This window comes from Lelliottia jeotgali, from assembly GCF_977070485.1.
Genome location: NZ_CDRVFO010000004.1, coordinates 273,258 through 289,391, shown reverse-complemented (window position 1 = coordinate 289,391; position 16,134 = coordinate 273,258). Strand labels below are relative to the sequence as shown.

At 64.0% G+C, this 16,134-nt stretch carries 13 protein-coding genes; 3 read left to right on the top strand and 10 right to left on the bottom strand.

What is annotated here, in order from left to right; all coding sequences use genetic code 11:
• Positions 1–89: 89 nt before the first annotated feature.
• Entirely contained in the window at positions 90–1,040 is a 951-nt protein-coding gene (locus tag ACW4TB_RS08460; protein WP_254465795.1) for a site-specific integrase, read from the top strand.
• On the opposite strand, the gene ACW4TB_RS08455 is transcribed toward ACW4TB_RS08460, so the two are convergent.
• Entirely contained in the window at positions 1,030–2,754 is a 1,725-nt protein-coding gene (locus ACW4TB_RS08455) for an SDR family NAD(P)-dependent oxidoreductase (RefSeq protein ID WP_012314532.1), read from the bottom strand. The two genes, ACW4TB_RS08460 and ACW4TB_RS08455, sit on opposite strands and share 11 nt — an antisense overlap.
• 270 nt (positions 2,755–3,024) lie before the next feature.
• On the opposite strand from ACW4TB_RS08455, the gene ACW4TB_RS08450 reads away from it, so the two are divergent.
• Entirely contained in the window at positions 3,025–3,996 is a 972-nt protein-coding gene (locus tag ACW4TB_RS08450) for a LysR family transcriptional regulator (protein WP_012314533.1), read from the top strand.
• On the opposite strand, the gene asnB is transcribed toward ACW4TB_RS08450, so the two are convergent.
• From asnB to ACW4TB_RS08405, 9 genes are all read right to left on the bottom strand, one after another.
• A complete protein-coding gene (gene asnB / locus ACW4TB_RS08445; protein ID WP_254465796.1) occupies positions 3,985–5,820 on the bottom strand; it encodes an asparagine synthase (glutamine-hydrolyzing) in 1,836 nt (611 codons plus the stop codon). The two genes, ACW4TB_RS08450 and asnB, sit on opposite strands and share 12 nt — an antisense overlap.
• 10 nt (positions 5,821–5,830) lie before the next feature.
• Entirely contained in the window at positions 5,831–7,216 is a 1,386-nt protein-coding gene (locus ACW4TB_RS08440; protein ID WP_279931683.1) for an amidase, read from the bottom strand.
• Entirely contained in the window at positions 7,213–8,199 is a 987-nt protein-coding gene (locus ACW4TB_RS08435; protein WP_279931685.1) for an AMP-binding protein, read from the bottom strand. The genes ACW4TB_RS08440 and ACW4TB_RS08435 overlap by 4 nt, the downstream gene beginning before the upstream one ends.
• The gene (locus ACW4TB_RS08430; RefSeq protein ID WP_012314537.1) at positions 8,196–8,480 is read right to left on the bottom strand and encodes an acyl carrier protein; all 285 of its coding nucleotides are present in this window, start codon (positions 8,478–8,480) and stop codon (positions 8,196–8,198) included. Before ACW4TB_RS08430 ends, ACW4TB_RS08435 begins: the two co-directional genes overlap by 4 nt.
• Positions 8,477–8,884 (bottom strand): hypothetical protein, encoded by a 408-nt coding sequence (locus ACW4TB_RS08425; RefSeq protein WP_012314538.1) that lies wholly within the window; start codon positions 8,882–8,884, stop codon positions 8,477–8,479. The genes ACW4TB_RS08430 and ACW4TB_RS08425 overlap by 4 nt, the downstream gene beginning before the upstream one ends.
• Before the next feature lie 9 nt (positions 8,885–8,893).
• A complete protein-coding gene (locus ACW4TB_RS08420) occupies positions 8,894–10,609 on the bottom strand; it encodes a prenyltransferase/squalene oxidase repeat-containing protein (RefSeq protein WP_279931688.1) in 1,716 nt (571 codons plus the stop codon).
• Positions 10,606–11,922, bottom strand: coding sequence for a phenylacetate--CoA ligase family protein (locus tag ACW4TB_RS08415; RefSeq protein WP_279931690.1), 1,317 nt, complete (start codon positions 11,920–11,922; stop codon positions 10,606–10,608). Before ACW4TB_RS08415 ends, ACW4TB_RS08420 begins: the two co-directional genes overlap by 4 nt.
• A 362-nt stretch (positions 11,923–12,284) precedes the next feature.
• Positions 12,285–13,424 carry a glycerate kinase gene (locus ACW4TB_RS08410; protein ID WP_254465803.1) on the bottom strand — a complete coding sequence of 380 codons (1,140 nt, stop codon included), beginning with the start codon at positions 13,422–13,424 and terminating at the stop codon, positions 12,285–12,287.
• A 112-nt stretch (positions 13,425–13,536) separates the two neighbouring features.
• A complete protein-coding gene (locus ACW4TB_RS08405; RefSeq protein WP_012314542.1) occupies positions 13,537–14,634 on the bottom strand; it encodes a sugar diacid recognition domain-containing protein in 1,098 nt (365 codons plus the stop codon).
• Positions 14,635–14,797: 163 nt separating this feature from the next.
• Between ACW4TB_RS08405 and ACW4TB_RS08400 the strand changes: the two genes are divergently transcribed.
• Positions 14,798–16,126, top strand: coding sequence for an MFS transporter (locus tag ACW4TB_RS08400; RefSeq protein WP_254465804.1), 1,329 nt, complete (start codon positions 14,798–14,800; stop codon positions 16,124–16,126).
• Positions 16,127–16,134 lie beyond the last annotated feature (8 nt).

Sequence of the window (16,134 nt, the reverse complement as noted above, 5' to 3'; positions counted from 1 at the left end):
GCCCTCGGTGGCCTTGCCCGCCAAAGAGCCGGGACAGACGAAACGTTAGGGTTTATTGTGTTGGCAACACACGCTGACACCACCCTCACATGACTGACATAGAGCGCTACGTCCGCGCCGCCACCCGTGACAACACCCGGCGCAGCTATCAGGCTGCCATCGAGCATTTCGAAGCCCACTGGGGCGGTTTTCTCCCGGCCACTGCCGACAGCATTGCCCGCTACCTGGCCGATCACGCCGGGCAGCATGCGGTCAGCACCCTGCGCCAACGCCTTGCGGCCCTCAGCCAATGGCACATCAGCCAAGGCTTCCCCGACCCGACCAAGGCCCCGCTGGTACGCCAGGTCCTGCGCGGTATCCGCACCTTGCACCCGACGCCGCCGAAACAGGCCGCACCGCTGCTGTTGCAACACCTGCAAACGGCTGTCGAGCATTTTGAAGAAGAGGCCAGGCTGGCCCGCGAGCAGCATGACCTGCCAGCACTGCGCCGCGCCCGGCGTGACACTGCACTGTTGCTGCTGGGCTTCTGGCGAGGGTTTCGCGGTGACGAACTGGCGCGCCTGCGCGTGGAGCACATCCAGGCCGAAGCCGGCGTTGGTATCAGCCTGTTCCTGCCACGCAGCAAAGGTGACCGTGAAGCGCTTGGCGTACAGCACCGCACGCCGGCACTGAAGGCGCTGTGCCCGGTCGCAGCCTACCTGCAGTGGCTTGAAGTGGCGGGCATCGCCCGCGGCCCGGTATTTCGCAAGCTCGACCGCTGGGGCAACCTGAGCGACACAGCGCTCAACAGCAACAGCCTGGTCGGCCTGTTGCGGCGCATGCTCGAACGGGCCGGCGTGCCGGCGGCGCTGTACACCGGCCATTCCCTGCGGCGCGGTTTTGCCACCTGGGCCACGGCCAACGGCTGGGAGTTGAAGTCGCTGATGAGTTACGTGGGCTGGAAGGATGCCAAATCGGCGTTGCGCTATATCGACTCGGCTCAGCGTTTTGGCGAACTGGCCGTATTACCGGCCAGCCAGGGGCAAGTGCTTATTCCTTGAACGCGTAGCGGGGAATGCCGCCCACTTCCGGGCGAATCGCATACAGGTCGCCAGCGTCCGGGTAGTGGCGCAGTTCTGTCGGCGACATGCCGACCCGTGCCGTGGTGATGTACAGCGTACCCATGCCATCGCCACCGAAACAGCAACTGGTCGGGCGCGGTACCGGCATCACCACCTGCTCGGTCAAATGGCCGTTGCGGTCATAGCGCAGCAGGCAGCTGCCATTGAACTGACACACCCATAACCCGCCTTCACGATCCAGCGCGATACCGTCAGGGCGCCCCAGTTCGGCAGGCGTCTCGGCAAACAGGCTGACCTGCTCCAGCCGCCCTTCGGGCAGATACTCGGCACGGTAGATCGAGCGTGCAGCGGAGTCGACGAAGAAAACGGTCTGGCCATCGGCCGACCAGGCAATGCCATTGGGCAACGCCATGCCGTCATGGATCACCACATCGTGCAGTTCGCCATCGAAACGCAGCAGCGCACCGGTCTTGCCACTTGGGCCCTCATCCATCAGGCCGGTGACGAAGCGCCCCTGGGGGTCGCAGGTACCGTCATTGAAGCGGTAACTCGGGCGATGATGCACCGGCGCCGAGTACTGGCGCACCTTGCAAGACGACATATCCAGAATGGCAACGCTGGCATCTTCGGTGAAGATCAGGTTGCCCTGGTCGGTCAGTGCCAACGCACCGATACGTGCAGCGGATTCATAAAGGTTCTCGACCTCGCCATCCGGTAACAGCCGGTGAATCCGCCCGCCGGTAATATCGATGAAATACAACGCACCCGTGCGCGCATCCCACACAGGGCTTTCACCAAGGTCGGCACGGGTGTTGGCGACCTTGGTCGGTACGTAATGACATTCCTTGATGAGGCTCCAGCGTTCAGCCACTTCGCCCAGGCTCGAAGCCTCTACCCGCGCCAGGTCACGCGGGTAGCTCACGCCGCTGTTCTCGCTGAAGCGCGTGGCGGTGAACTGGCCATTGCTGGCACGCAGGATGTACCCGGTATCCCGGCAAAGCGCACTGGCCAGGTACAGCACGCCCGGTGTCACCCATTGCGGCTTGAGTTCTTCCGGCGGCTGGGTCACGCCCCACATACGGGTTTTGGCCACTGGCGAGACCGCATTGACCAGGATGCCGTGTTCCAGCCCTTCCATGCTCAATGCGTTCATGATGCCCACCTGGGCCATCTTGCCCGCCGAGTACGCGACCAGGCCTGGCTGGGCATAGCGCTGATACATGGCGCGGTCCGAGGTGGTGAGGACTATGCGTGGTGCCTCGGCTTGCTTGAGGTGCTTCCAGGCATGCTTGGCGAGCCACACCGGGGCGTGCACGCTGATGCCCAGTGCGCGATCGAGAAACGCCTGTTCCTGTGTCTCGATGCCTTGGTAATCGACCCAGCCGGCGTTGTGGATGAGAATATCCAGCGCGCCGAAATGCGCGATGGCCAGTTCCACCAGTTCTCGGCATTCTTCTTCGTTTTCCAGGTGGCCGACATGAGCGACCACATCAAAACCCTGGCCCCGCAGGGTTTCGAGTGCGACGCTGACCGCCGCCGGGTTCTGACCTTCGCCCGAGCGATCAGTGCCCAGGTCGCTGATGACTACCCGCGCTCCCCGCGCGGCCAGCGCCATGGCGTAATCCAGGCCCAGGCCCTGGGCGGCACCGGTGACGATGGCGACTTTATCTTTGAATGGGTCTGTGCTTGGCATTGTAGAGCCCTTCCGATTCTCCTTTTTTACGATAACAATAAAAAAATCAATGACTTAATATTAAAAGCATGCAACTTTGATATCTGCTGGATATCACCTGAGACCCGCCACCTTCCGATGCACCCCGACCCTTAGTGTCAAGCCCCGGATGAGCCGTTTACAGCAGAGGCTTTGTCGCCGCGATGCCACGCACTATCATGGCCGCCTTGCACGGTCGGCCGCCGGAGAACGCTTTCCCGGCCCCCGTTCGACTCGATGAAGGAACGTAGAATGATCGAGACACGTTTGCTCAGGCAGTTCATTGCCGTGGCCGAGGAGCTGCACTTTCACAAGGCAGCCATCCGCCTGCACATGGCACAGCCGCCCCTGAGCCAGGCGATCAACCGACTCGAAGAGAAGCTGGGCTTCAGCCTGTTCCTGCGCAACAAGCGCGGGGTCAAGCTCACCGCCGCGGGCATGGCCTTCCTGGAAACCGCCTACCGTACCCTCAAGGAGTTGGAACAAGGCATCGAATACGCCCGCAACGTGTCCGAGGGCATCTGCGGCAAGCTGACCATCACTGCCATTTCCATCGCTTACTACGAGTCGCTGCTCAATACCCTGAAGAAATTCCGCGAAATCTACCCGAACGTGCGGCTGACCATTCGCGAAATGCCTTCGGCCTCCCAGGCCAAGGCGTTGATGGCCGGCGAAGCGGACATCGGCTTCATGCGCAAGCTGCCGATGCCACCAGACACCATCGAATCGAGGTTGCTGCTCAATGAGCAGATCGTCATGGCCCTACCCGCCAACCACGCCAAGGCGCATCAGCCTATGGTCGACCTGCGGGATTTTGCCGAAGAGGACTTCGTATTCACCCCGCAGGCGCTTGGCAGCGGCTACCACAGCCAGTTGATTGCGTTGTGCGAATCGGCCGGTTTCTACCCCAAAGTGGTGCAGGAAGCGGCGCAGATCCACACCCTGATCGGGCTGGTAGCTTGCGGTTTCGGCGTTGCCCTGGTGCCTGAATCGATTGCCTACTCGACGCTGCGCGAGCGCGTGCAGTTTCGCCCTATCCGACCGATCAAGGACCAGCCAACGCCGACCATGGGGCTGTATATGAACTGGAACACACAGAACGCCTCTCCAGCCTTGGGCAGTTTCATATCCATGCTCGACCTGGGGGCGCCTCGGCGATTTGTCGACACCATCCAGCAACCGTTGATTCTGGATGGCAGCGACAAGCACGAACTACACCGCTAAGCGATATTCGCGCAGCCAGGCATCCAGTGCCAGAGCGGTCTCCAGGTTGTTACGGCGCAACTGTGAATTGAAATACCCCTCGGGCTGGCGCAGCTCAGCGCCCAGCCGAACACGGTCGATCACCTGGAACACCGGGCTGCCCGCCTGCTCCAGCAGGTGCCGGACGCGCTCACGCAGGAACCGTTCATAAGCAAGGTTCGCCGAGGTCGGATAAGGGCTCTTGCGTCGCTGTAGTACGGCCGCTGGCAGGATATCGGCGCAGGCCTGCTTGAGCAGCCACTTCTCCACACCGTCCTTGCCCTTGATCGACCACGGCACGTTGTACACGTACTCGACCAGCTCATGGTCGGTGAACGGCACGCGTACTTCCAGGCTGGCAGCCATGCTCAGGCGGTCCTTGCGGTCGAGCAGAATCGGCAGCCAGCGCTGCAGGTGCATGTGGCAGATCTCACGCATGCGCCGCTCTTGCGGGTTGTCGCCCGGCAAATGCTCGACGCTGTCTAGCGCCTGGTGATAGCAACCGTCCTGGTAGCTGGCAAAGTCGCACAGCCGGTTAAACTCCGGGTTGATCAGCTCGGGCTGCAGCAACTGCATGCGCGAAAGCCACGGAAAACGCTGCGCCGCCAGCGCCTGCGGGTCGCGGAACCAGGCGTAGCCGCCGAACACTTCGTCTGCTGCCTCGCCGGAAATGGCCACTGTTGAATGGCGGCGGATAGCCTTGAACAGCAAGAACAATGAGGTGTCCACATCGCCGAAAGTGGCCGCCGAATCATTGGCCCGGTAGACCGCGCTGCGCGCAGGGTCAGCCACCAGTTCGCCGTTGTCGATGAGGATGGTCTGGTGATGGCTGCCAATGTGCTCGGCAGCTGCCAGCGCGTAGGGCTCATCGCGCTCCGGGCGGAAGGTATCGCTCTGGAACTGCTCGGCCTGGCCGATGAAGTCCACCGAAAACGAATTGACCCTACCCCCCTGCTCTGCCGTCAGGCGCTGTTGTGCCATGGCCGTGAGGATGGTCGAGTCCAGCCCGCCGGAGAGCAGCGAACAGACCGGCACATCGGCATGCAACTGCTCGCCCAGCGCGTTGCCGAGCAGCGCTCGGGTGCGCGCCACGGTGCCGGGCAGGTCATCCTGGTGCTCGCGCCGCTGCAGCTGCCAGTAGCGGCTGAGTTTGGGACGCCCGTTGGGGCGCCAGGACAAGCGATGCCCCGGAGGCAGTTCGCTGACCCCGCGCAAGGCCGTGCGCGCCGTGCCGCGCGACAGGCTCAGCGCATCCACCAGCCCCACTACATCCAGCGCACTGGCAAACTCCGGGTGCGCCAGGATTGCCTTGATTTCCGAACCAAACAGCAGCCCCTGCTGGTGGTGGGCGTAGTACAGCGGCTTGACCCCCAGCCGGTCACGTACCAGCAGGAAGTGGCCGTCGCGCCCGTCGAACACAGCGAAGGCGAACATACCGCTCAAGTGCTCACAGCACTGTTCGCCCCATTCCAGGTAAGCGTGCAGCACCACTTCGGTGTCGCTGCGGGTATGGAACTGGTGGCCCGCATTGCGCAGGCGCTCACGCAGTGCGTCGTGGTTGTAGACCTCGCCGGTATAGATCAGCGCGACTTCCTCGCCGCTGGCGCAGCGGTAAGTCATCGGCTGCACGCCACCACTGAGGTCGATGATCGCCAGCCGCCGGTGGCCCAGCAAGGCATTACAATGCTGCCAGCTGCCACTGGCATCCGGCCCGCGCAGTGCCAGCGTATCGGTCATGGCGCCGATGACCTGGCCGGCCTGGGTCAGGTTGCGGGTGTAGTCCACCCAGCCTGTGATTCCGCACATGCTGTGCTCCTTACACCTGAAGACGACGGGTTGGAAGTAGACCGGTCAGGGCTTGCAGGCGCTTGGCGATATCCAGCAACTGCCGCTCGCTGTCACGCCGGCCCATGATCTGCACGGCCAGCGGAGCCTTGCCGTCGGCGCTCAGGCAAATCGGCACGGTAATGGCCGGCAGGCCGCTGAAACTGGCCAGCGGGGTAAAGCTGATCTTCTGCTCATAGCCTTCGTCTGCCGGGGACGGGATGGTCGAGTCCCCTGGCTGCGGGTTGCGCCGGTCGAATGGCCGGTTGGGGTCCATGGGGAACACCACGAAATCCACTTGGGCGTTGTCGAACCAGGCGTCGATACCCGAACGGATGTTGTCCATACGCTGGTGGATGCGCCGGTAGTCAGCGTCGCTGACGCCCTCACCCACTTTAAGGGCGCTGAGTGTCGACCAGTGCAGCTCGCAGTCAAAGCGCCGTGCCCAGGCAGCCGAGGCCAGCCACGCATCCCGTGCGCACAGTTGCCAGGCGTCGCCACGGCAGGCCCACAGGTCCGGCATGGCGACTTCGGCGGGCGCCATGTCCAGGTCTGCCAGTGCGCTGCGTGCCTGGCCCAGCATGTCGAGCATGGCCGCACTGGTCAGCGCCGGGTCCAGCGCGTGCTCCAGCATGGCGACCCGATAGCGCTCTTTGAGTGGCTGTTGCTGGCCGAGCAGTGGCTCCAGACCCAGCAGCGGGAACAGCAGGTCGAGGTCATCGGCGCTGCGGGCGACCCAGCCCAGTGCGTCCATGCGCGGTGACAGCGGAAACACCCCGGCCAGGCTCTCGGCCTTCTGGGTCATGCGCAGGCCGACCATGCCGCAGTGCGAGGCCGGCCAGCGCACCGAGCCGAGCACATCGGTGCCCAACGAGATATCGCACAGCCCCGCTGCCACCGACACCGCCGAACCGGTACTGGAACCAGACGGATCGATGCTCGGGAAGCGCGGGTTACGGCAACCGGCGCCAAAGGCAATGTTCAGTTCGGTAGTGGCGACCTTGCAGGTCAGGGCGATGCGCGGGTCGAGGAAGGTCAGCGCCTCGGCGCTGCGCTGGGGGTAGTGGCGGTAGCTGCGCAAGCCCAGGCGGGTCGGCAAGCCTTGCACGTCGACAGTGTCCTTCACCCCCAGGCGGTACCACGGTGCCTCGACCTCACGGGTGCTGGTCAGGCAGCGGTAGTGGCTGTCGGCATGCACGGACCATTGTGCGTACTGCGCTGCCCAGTCTGCGGCCATGGCGGGGTTGCGCTGCAGTATTTCATGGCGTTTGCGCAGGCTCAGACCGAGGTATTCGGGCTGCTCGCGGCCGTGGGTGGCGTCGGCGCCGCAGTTGCTGAGGTAGTGGGCGATGGCATCTTGGGTGTCAACGTGGTTCATGGGGTGTATTCCTTGACAGAAGTGGAAGCCGCCCACGGCAGAGGCTTGCCGGTGGCGGACAAAGGCAGGTCGGTGACACGGCGTACCGCAACCGGCCATGGATGGCCTGGCGGTAGTTGGCGAAATGCCTCCAACACCGCGTGCTCGGTGAGGGTGTCGCAGCTGTACAGCACCTCGAACGCTTCGCCGCGCAGCGCATCGGCCACGGCAACGCAGGCCAGCTTGGGGCAATCCAGGCGTTGAGCTAGATCACTTGCCAAACGGGCCAGGTCGACGCGCAGCCCATTGACCTTGATCAGGCTGCTGGCCCGCCCCAGCCACTGGAAGCGCTGTTCGTCCAACACCAATACCTGGTCATCGCAGCAATGCGTGGCTGCTGCGTGTGCCTGGCACGGCTGGCGGGCGATGCGCGGGCTGGCCACGTTCAGCGCACAGGGCTGGCCCGGGGGGCTGAGCAGGGTCACATCGCTCAGCAGGGTCCAGGGCTGCTCTGCATCACTGTGAGCGTCCAGCTCGCGGTAAGCCATGGCCCCGGTTTCGGTGGAACCGAGCAGTTCGACGAAACGCACCTGTGGCCCGGCATGGCGCTGCACCGTGGCCAGAGCCCCCGGCGGCAGCAACGAGGCGCTGTGCACCACCAGTACCGCACGCCGGGCGCTCAGCCGGGCCAGCAGCGCCGGCAGCACGCGCCAGGTACTGGCAATGGCGAGAATCACGCACGGACCTTCCCCGTCGAGCGTTGGCATGCGTTGCTGCTCCAGCGAGCAGGCGTGCAACTGGGCGTTCAAAACCCGCGACCCGACCTCGCCAAGGATCATGCCGTAGCTGTGGCTGACCGGCGCGAACGAGAAAATCTCCCGAGCATCGGGCGCCCAACGGCCGAGAATCAGGGCCGCCTCGTGCTCCATCTGCACCTGGCTACGCAGCCATTGCCGGGGCGCACCGGTTGAGCCGGAGGTGGTAAACAGATGCTCGGCGTTCACTCGGTGGCCTGCAGGGTCAGTTGATCTTCCAGTTTTTGCCCGACGAATTGCTCCATCTTTTCCAGGGTTTCGAACCAGAAGCGCACATCGTCGCTGAGGTAGTCCACTTCGATGTCGAAGCAGCCTTCGATGGCGGTGATCACTTCCACAGCCATGAGGCTATCGAAGCGTTCGCCGAGAAAGTCACGAAAACTGTCGCGTTTATCGATGGCGTCGACGTGCTCGCCAAGCAGCTGGCCGAGGGTTTGGCGGATACGCTGTTCAATGCTGAGGTGATTCACGAGCCGGTCTTTCCTTGTTGATGGGCAGCGTTGGTCAATTCCGCTCCGGCACTGAAGAACACGTGCTCGGGCAGGATCGGGTCGAAGTGCAGGTAGATGAAGGCATTCGGGTAATGCGTACGCAGGCAGCCGTGCAGCCCTTCAGCCAGCGCCTGGTGAGCCTGCCGGTCGCGGGCTTGTGACAGGGTGATGCGCACATGGAACTGCGCCGGTGCGCCGTCGCGGTCGGCAACGGGCATCGGCATGCCGGCGCTGAACACACTGGCCTCAGGTAACGGGTTGAAGAACACCATGCAATGGGCGGTGTCGGCACCCATTTGCTTGAGCTGGCGGGTAAAGGCAAGTGCCAGTCGCTTGCGCTCCAGCGGTTGCAGCGGTGCACAACAAACAGTGAGGGTGGGCATGGCGGCTCCTTACGACAACTGCAAGCTGGGCAGCTGCTTACGCTGGCCTTGGGCAAAGGCGTCGAGCAGGCGGCCCAGACAGGTGGACAACGCATCAACCCCTTGCAAGAACAAGGGTGACCAGGCATGGCCGGCAGCGCCGCGCACCTTTTCGAGGAAAAAGCGCAGGTGGGCAAGGTCCACAGGCAGGCCCAGGGCGGCAGCCAGTGCCACGGCCTGGTAGGTGCTGAGCAGGTCGGGAATGCGCTGCCCCTGGTTGGCGAAGCCGCCCTGGCGCACTTTGTGCGCGGCCAGTAACCGGGCGGCAGCCTCAGTGACGTCGTTGCCGATATGGGCCAGGCAGCCCAGGGCCTGCAACCCCGCGCGCAGTGACACTTCGCCACGGGGGAACGTTGCGTAGCCATGAGCTTGCTGGCAGCTGGCGACGTAGCGTTCGATGGCCGCCAAGTCCACGCCGCAGTCATCGCCCAATTGCCGCAAGATCGACACGGCTGATGCGGTGGACACCATGTCAGAGCCGCGCCCCTCCCAGAAACCGAAGCCGCCGTCAGGGTTCTGCAGCGAGGCCAGCCATCGGCCGATCGCCTGGCGGGGCCCTGGCTGGCCATCGAAGGCGCCCGCTGCAAGGCCCCAATTGGTGCAACGCACCTCGGCACCACGGCCGGGCATGTACATGATCCCAGGCTCGTTGGGCATTTGGCAGCCTTCGATCCAGCGCAGGGCCGCACCGCGCTGCTGCGGCGCCAGGCATTCGCCCAGCACCGCGGCCGCAGTAGTCAGCACGTCGGCGGCGGTATCTGCCCGGCGATAGGAATAGCCGCCTTGGGGCATCGATAACGTGGCGATGAACGCAGCCACGCCGTCGCCCAGGTGCGCCACCGGCTCTCCCAGTGCCTTTAGCGAACCCAGTGCGCAGAACGCCGCCCAGACATCCTCACCGTCATAACCGGCCCAGCGCACGAAGGCACCGGTCGGGCCGCGCAAGGTATCGATCCATTCAGCGCAGCGCTGACGGCCCAGCGGTTGCGCCTGCAATGCCGCAAGGCTGGCGGTGGCGCGATAGGTCGCCCACAGGCACGGCACGGCCGCCGCTTCGCTGAAGCGGAAACCACCGCAATCCATCTGCTGTGCCTGTAGCCAGCCGATCAGGCGTGGCAGGTTCCATTGCGGCGCCGGCAAGCCTTGGCGCGCCAGCGCTCGCGCAGCCATCACGCCGTAGAAGCAGGCACGGGTGTCGGCCAGGTTGCGTCGGGCGAAATCCGCCGACCAACTCAGGCCACCATTGGCACACTGCAACCCCTCGAGCCAGGCATACAACGGCCCGGTATCCCGCACCTGGCCCTGGCACACTTCGATCAAGGTGCGCAGCGCATAGTGGCTGGCCCACACGTCCGCCGTCTGGCCCGGGCACATGGCATAAGCGTCGCCATCGAACAGCGTAGCGATCCAGGCCGCTGTTTCGTCGCACTGTTGAACGACAACGCCCAGGTCGTGCAGGGTTTCGGTGCAATAAAACGTGGCCCAGGCATCGGAGGGCATCCCCTTGCTCCAGGCAAAGCCGCCATCGCGGTTGCGCCGAGACAGGATGTAGGCCTGTAATACCGGTACATCAACCTGCTCAAGGCGCTCAACCCAGGCCAGGCTGCGTATGGCCGCATAGGTGCACCACAGATCCGGTTGGCCGTTGCTCAGGCCCTGCCCCAGGGGGAAGCGTGGCGGCGTCATTGCTGGCCACCGATAAAGCGCAGATTGGTTTTCTTCCAGCTCTTTTGCGAACCGCCGCTCTTGTTCAGCGCCGACAGGTTGTTGACGAACAGCACGCGGCTCCAGCGCAGCCCCATGTGCTGCTCGGAGCGCTCCAGCAAATGCGCTTGCAGGCGTGCTTCCTGGCTGCTGTCCCAGACAACGTCACGCTCGAGGATCAGCGCGGCGCTGTCAGTCTGGCGGTCCACTTCGATGACATAACCTGTGGCATCGCAACTGCCGTATACCACCTCCTCGACCGCGCGGATCTCAAGGCCTACGCCAGCCACGCGGATGCTGTCGCTGTCACGCCCGTTGATCAGCAGGGTCGGGCTGACGCAGCCTGGCTCCCAAGGCGAGGTGATGGTCACGCTGTCACCGGTGTCCAGCCGCAACAGCGGGCGTGCATACAGGTTGAGCGGTGTAACCACGAGGCGGCCCGTAAGGCCCTCGGCCGGGGTGACCAGCTTGCCGTCGGGCAACAGCAGCTCAAAATAATTGGTAGCCGTGGCCAGGCGCATCTGCAGGTCTTGGCCCACTGCGGCCAGGGTGCCTGTTTCGGTACTGCCGTAGCTGGCATCGAAAACATCACATTTCCACCAGCGCGCCAGGCGGTCACGCAACGGCTGGGTGTTGACCTCGCCAAGCAGCATGATCGAGCGCACCGACTCGGCGAAGGCGTGCAGCAATTCGCGCTGTTTCAGGTAGCGGGTCAACTGCACCAGCACCCCGGGGGCAATGAACAGGACCGTAGGCCGATACGTGTCGAAGGTCTTGCACACCCGCTCCCAGTCGGTAATACCGGTGGTGAAGGGATAGAGGCGCACGTGGGAAACGTCCAGGTACTCGCAGACGTTGGCGATCAGGTCGCCCACCGGCACGATGTCCGATGGCATCAGGTTGGCTACCCGCGAACCCGGGCGCAGCACTGCCCGCCAATGGCTGGCGACACTGACGGCATTCCAGATGATGTCTTCTTTCAAACGCGGGGTCGGGGTCGGCTCGCCAGTCGTGCCGGTGGTGGCGTAATACTTGGCCGCCTCGCCGAGTTCTACAGTGCAGAACTCAAGCGGTTGGCCTTTGAGCAATGCCTTGGCGGTTGCGGGCAACTGCTGGAAGGCCGTGAAACTGTAGGGACCTATGTTTGCGTAATGGGCGCTGTGTTGTGCTCGCGTCCAAACTGCTTGCAACTTGCGTTCATAAAATGCGGCGCTGGGGACATGCCCCGCCTGCAGTTGAAGCTCGCGTTCCGCGGCCTGCAGTACGCCAATATCCTGGTCGCTATGAACTAACATCGACTCGCCCTCTCGAATAAACAGCGCAGAGAATTGGCGAGCGTCCGGCTCAAGTAAAATACTTATTTGAAACCGCCGGTGATAGCTACGAGGTATTATTCAACAACTTCTACGGGTAAATACTGATTAACAAGTGCGTATTTTCCGACCGCAACTCACTCATCGCGCCGTGAATCCGGCCTCATATCAGACAAAGATATTTTTGGTATTTCCCAGATGGTGTCCGGCTTGCGCACTATCGCCACGCAGCTCAGCAGGTTGTCGGGGAGGTGAGGTATTGGGGCATGCCACGGTTTATTTCAGTAACTTTGAGATCGAGCGCCGCACCCGCGGCGCGGCGCCATGGTCTTGCCGCAGATGCTTTAGCGCCCCTGGGCGCAACGCCATACCCGCGCAATATCACTGGCCCGGGCCTGCAACAAGTGCGCCGCATCGGCGCAGGCCTGCTCCAGGGTCGTCGGCCCGCTGGCAAGGGCGAATGCCGCATCGATGCCATGCGCGTACAGTTGCTGATAGCCTTCACCCAAGGTACCCGCCAGCACCACCACCGGCACCCCATGGCGCTTGGCGACCCGCGCCACGCCCATCGGCGTCTTGCCCCTCAGGGTCTGGGCATCGAAGCGGCCCTCACCAGTAATCACAAGGTCGGCACCTTTCACCAACGCATCGAGGCCGGCCAACTCCGCCACCACTTCCACGCCCGGTCGGAACCGCGCCTCCATGAAGGCCTTGGCGGCAAAGCCCATGCCGCCGGCAGCGCCACACCCTGGCAGTTCTCTCACGTCTTGGCCCAGCACCTGCGCACAATGGTCGGCAAAGTGGCCCAGCGCTTTGTCCAGGGCCTGGACCTGCGCGGGGCTGGCACCTTTTTGTGGCCCGAAGATCGCCGAAGCACCATTGGGCCCACACAGGGGATTGTCGACGTCGGCCGCCACTTCGAACCGGACCTGCGCCAGGCGAGGGTCCAGGCCGCTGACATCGATGCGTGCCAGCCCGGCCAGGGCCAAGCCGCCCTCTTCCAGCGGCTGGCCATCGGTGTTCAGCAAACGCAGGCCTAGGGCACGCAGCATGCCGCTGCCGCCATCGTTGGTAGCACTGCCGCCGATTGCCAGAACAATGCGCTGTGCCCCTGCGCTGAGCGCGGCGTTGATCAGCTCGCCAGTGCCCCAGGTGCTGCTGCGGCAGGCATCACGCTGCGCACTCGGCACCAGCTGGATACCACTGGCCTGGGCCATCTCGATGATCGCCGTACGGCTGTCGGCCAGCCAGCCCCAACCGGCCTGCACCGGCTGGCCCAGTGGCCCGCGAACGGTCTGCCGGCGCAGCTCGCCGTGGCTGGCAGCGACAATCGCCTCCATGGTGCCTTCGCCGCCATCGGCCATGGGGCACTCGAGCAGCTCAGCGCTAGGCAGCGCCTCGGCCAGGCCGGCGGCGATGGCACGGGCGACACCGGCAGCATCAAGGCTGTCTTTGAACGAGTCGGGGGCGATGACGATCTTCATGGGGATTCTCCTGTCCAGATGGCCGCATGCTGACAGTTGTCTGGCGTCGGGGCCTCGGTCGGATGCACAAACCGGCCGACGGGTTGTTTGGGCAAATGCCTTTTTGCCCAGGTCAATCCGCGGGCAAAAGCTGCAACCCCAGGTACAGGCTCAACATGCCTTCCAGGCGCAACGGGTCGACCTCGCCCAGCTCGGCAATACGCTCCAGGCGATAGCGCAGGCTGTTGCGGTGAATCCCCAGGGCATCGGCGCAGGCCTGGCTCTGGCCATCATGCGCGCACCAGGCACGCAGGGTGGCGAGCAACTGCCCGCTGGCATCCTTGGCCCGAACGCGGTGCAGCGGCTCAAGCAGCTCATCCAGCGCATCCTCATTACGGTGGCGCCACAACAAGGCCGGCAGACGGTAACGTGCGAGGCTCAACAGCTGCTCGCCCGGCAACACTTCGCGGCCATAGGCGAGCAGGTCACGGACCCGCCGGTAACCGCGGCGCAACTGCTCAAGGCTCTGCGCCGGGCTGCCCAGCGCCAGGCGCTGGATCTGCCAGCCGCTGCGCTGCACGCGCTCGAACAGGCGCTCATCGTCCAGCACCACCCCGGCCGGGCGGCACCACAGCAAGGAATCGCGCGCCGGACTCACGCACCAACTGTCCGGGTAACGGCTCATCAACCAGGCAGCCAAGGCCTCGGCCGCCGGGCCGGCACGCAGTTCAAACAAACAAGGCACCCGTGGCAACTGCGGTTTCAGGCCCAGTTGCTGCGCTTCGTCCAGCAGCCGCGGCGAGTCGCCCGTACCACCGAGCAGCAACGCCAGCAGGTCATCACAACGCTGGCGCCGCCATTGCTGTTCAACCTGCAAGTGGCGCTGGGCCAGAAGCATTTCGGCGGTCATGCGCACCAGCTCGCCGTAGGTGCGCAGTTGCTGCGGGTCACCCGTCAGCCCCAGCACCCCGATCAGCCGCCCATCGAGCATCAGCGGCAGGTTGACCCCCGGCTGCACGCCTTTGAGGCACTTGGCGGCGTCTGCATCCAGCGCGACGATCCGGCCATTGGCCAATACCAGCTGCGCACCTTCGTGACGGGTGTTGATGCGCTCCGGCTCGCCACTGCCCAGGATCAGCCCCTGGCTGTCCATGACATTGACATTGCACGGCAGAATGGCCATTGCCCGATCAACAATATCCTGCGCCAGGTCATGGTCCAGTTCGAACATTCGGTGATCCTTGAGGGTGTTAGGCTTTGTTCGCGAGCACAGCGTCTTGCCCAGTTGGCTGTGCAAAAGCACAAAGACAGCTGCGTCGCACTGCCCGAGACTCATCAGGGCGAGCGCCGGCACAGGCGACGCGGCGACAACCATAACAATAGAGAACCCGATCATGGCATACAGCCCTGCCCCTGACCAAGGCACAGACATCACCCGCAACGCGCTTTACCGGCGTATCACCCTGCGGCTGATTCCGTTCATTTTCATCTGCTACCTGTTCAACTACCTGGACCGCGTCAATGTCGGCTTCGCCAAGCTGCAGATGCTCGACGCGCTCAAATTCAGCGAAACCGTCTACGGCCTGGGTGCCGGGATCTTCTTCATCGGCTATGTGCTCTGCGGCCTGCCGAGCAACCTGGCGCTCAACCGCTTCGGCCCGCGGCGCTGGATTGCGGCGATGATGATCGCCTGGGGCAGTCTCTCGACCTGCCTGCTGTTCGTCACCACCCCTACCGAGTTCTACACCCTGCGCTTGCTGACCGGCGCTGCCGAAGCCGGCTTCTTCCCAGGGGTGGTGCTGTACCTCTCGCGCTGGTTCCCGGCGGACCGCCGTGGCCGCATCATGGCCTTGTTCATGTCGGCGATCCCGGTATCGGGCCTGCTCGGCGGGCCGTTCTCCGGCTGGATCCTCGAACACTTCGCCGCTGGCCAGCATGGTTTGGCCGGTTGGCAGTGGATGTTCCTGATCCAGGGCCTGCCAACCGTGGCACTGGGTATCCTGGCCATCGGCATGCTCAGCGATGGTTACCAGAAAGCCGCCTGGCTGAGCCCGGCAGAACGCCAGCTGATCGAGGCAGACTTGAAGGCAGACGCCGCCAGCAAACCCGTCGCCACTGGCGATGGCGTGTTCGCCGTGCTGACCAACCCATTGATCTGGACCTTCGGCTTCGTCTATTTCTGCATTCAGAGTGGTGTCTACGCGATCAACTTCTGGCTGCCGTCGATCATCAAGAACATGGGCTTCGACAACCCGCTGCTGATCGGCTGGCTCAGCGCCATTCCGTACCTGCTGGCTGGGGTGTTCATGATCCTCTGTGGCCGCTCGGCGGACCTGCGCAACGAACGTCGCTGGCACCTCGTGGTGCCGATGCTGATGGGCGCCGTCGGTTTGCTGATCGCGGTCAACTTTGCCGCCACCCCGGCCATCGCCATCCTGGGGCTGTCGATCGCCACCATGGGTGCCCTCACCGGCCTGCCGATGTTCTGGCCGATGCCCACCGCGCTGCTCAGCGCCAGTGCCGCAGTCGCGGGCCTGGCAATCATCAACTCGGTGGGGCAGATGGCCGGCTTCCTCAGCCCGTACCTGGTCGGGTTCATCAAGGACCAGACCGGTTCGACCGACGCTGCGCTGTATTCACTGGCGGCGCTGATCGTGGTGGGTAGCCTGGTGGCGCTGCGGGTGACGCGCGCCAGTGCGCTGGCGGCGGCCCGGGCGCATTGAGTGGGTGG

Bases quoted from the DNA above. Each gene is read 5' to 3' on its own strand.
- ACW4TB_RS08455 (WP_012314532.1), bottom strand. From the start codon at position 2,754: ATGCCAAGCACAGACCCATTCAAAGATAAAGTCGCCATCGTCACCGGT.
- ACW4TB_RS08405 (WP_012314542.1), bottom strand. From the start codon at position 14,634: ATGTTCGAACTGGACCATGACCTGGCGCAGGATATTGTTGATCGGGCA.
- ACW4TB_RS08400 (WP_254465804.1), top strand. From the start codon at position 14,798: ATGGCATACAGCCCTGCCCCTGACCAAGGCACAGACATCACCCGCAAC.
- ACW4TB_RS08450 (WP_012314533.1), top strand. From the start codon at position 3,025: ATGATCGAGACACGTTTGCTCAGGCAGTTCATTGCCGTGGCCGAGGAG.
- ACW4TB_RS08420 (WP_279931688.1), bottom strand. From the start codon at position 10,609: ATGACGCCGCCACGCTTCCCCCTGGGGCAGGGCCTGAGCAACGGCCAA.
- ACW4TB_RS08440 (WP_279931683.1), bottom strand. From the start codon at position 7,216: ATGAACCACGTTGACACCCAAGATGCCATCGCCCACTACCTCAGCAAC.
- ACW4TB_RS08410 (WP_254465803.1), bottom strand. From the start codon at position 13,424: ATGAAGATCGTCATCGCCCCCGACTCGTTCAAAGACAGCCTTGATGCT.
- ACW4TB_RS08425 (WP_012314538.1), bottom strand. From the start codon at position 8,884: ATGCCCACCCTCACTGTTTGTTGTGCACCGCTGCAACCGCTGGAGCGC.
- ACW4TB_RS08415 (WP_279931690.1), bottom strand. From the start codon at position 11,922: ATGTTAGTTCATAGCGACCAGGATATTGGCGTACTGCAGGCCGCGGAA.
- asnB (WP_254465796.1), bottom strand. From the start codon at position 5,820: ATGTGCGGAATCACAGGCTGGGTGGACTACACCCGCAACCTGACCCAG.
- ACW4TB_RS08460 (WP_254465795.1), top strand. From the start codon at position 90: ATGACTGACATAGAGCGCTACGTCCGCGCCGCCACCCGTGACAACACC.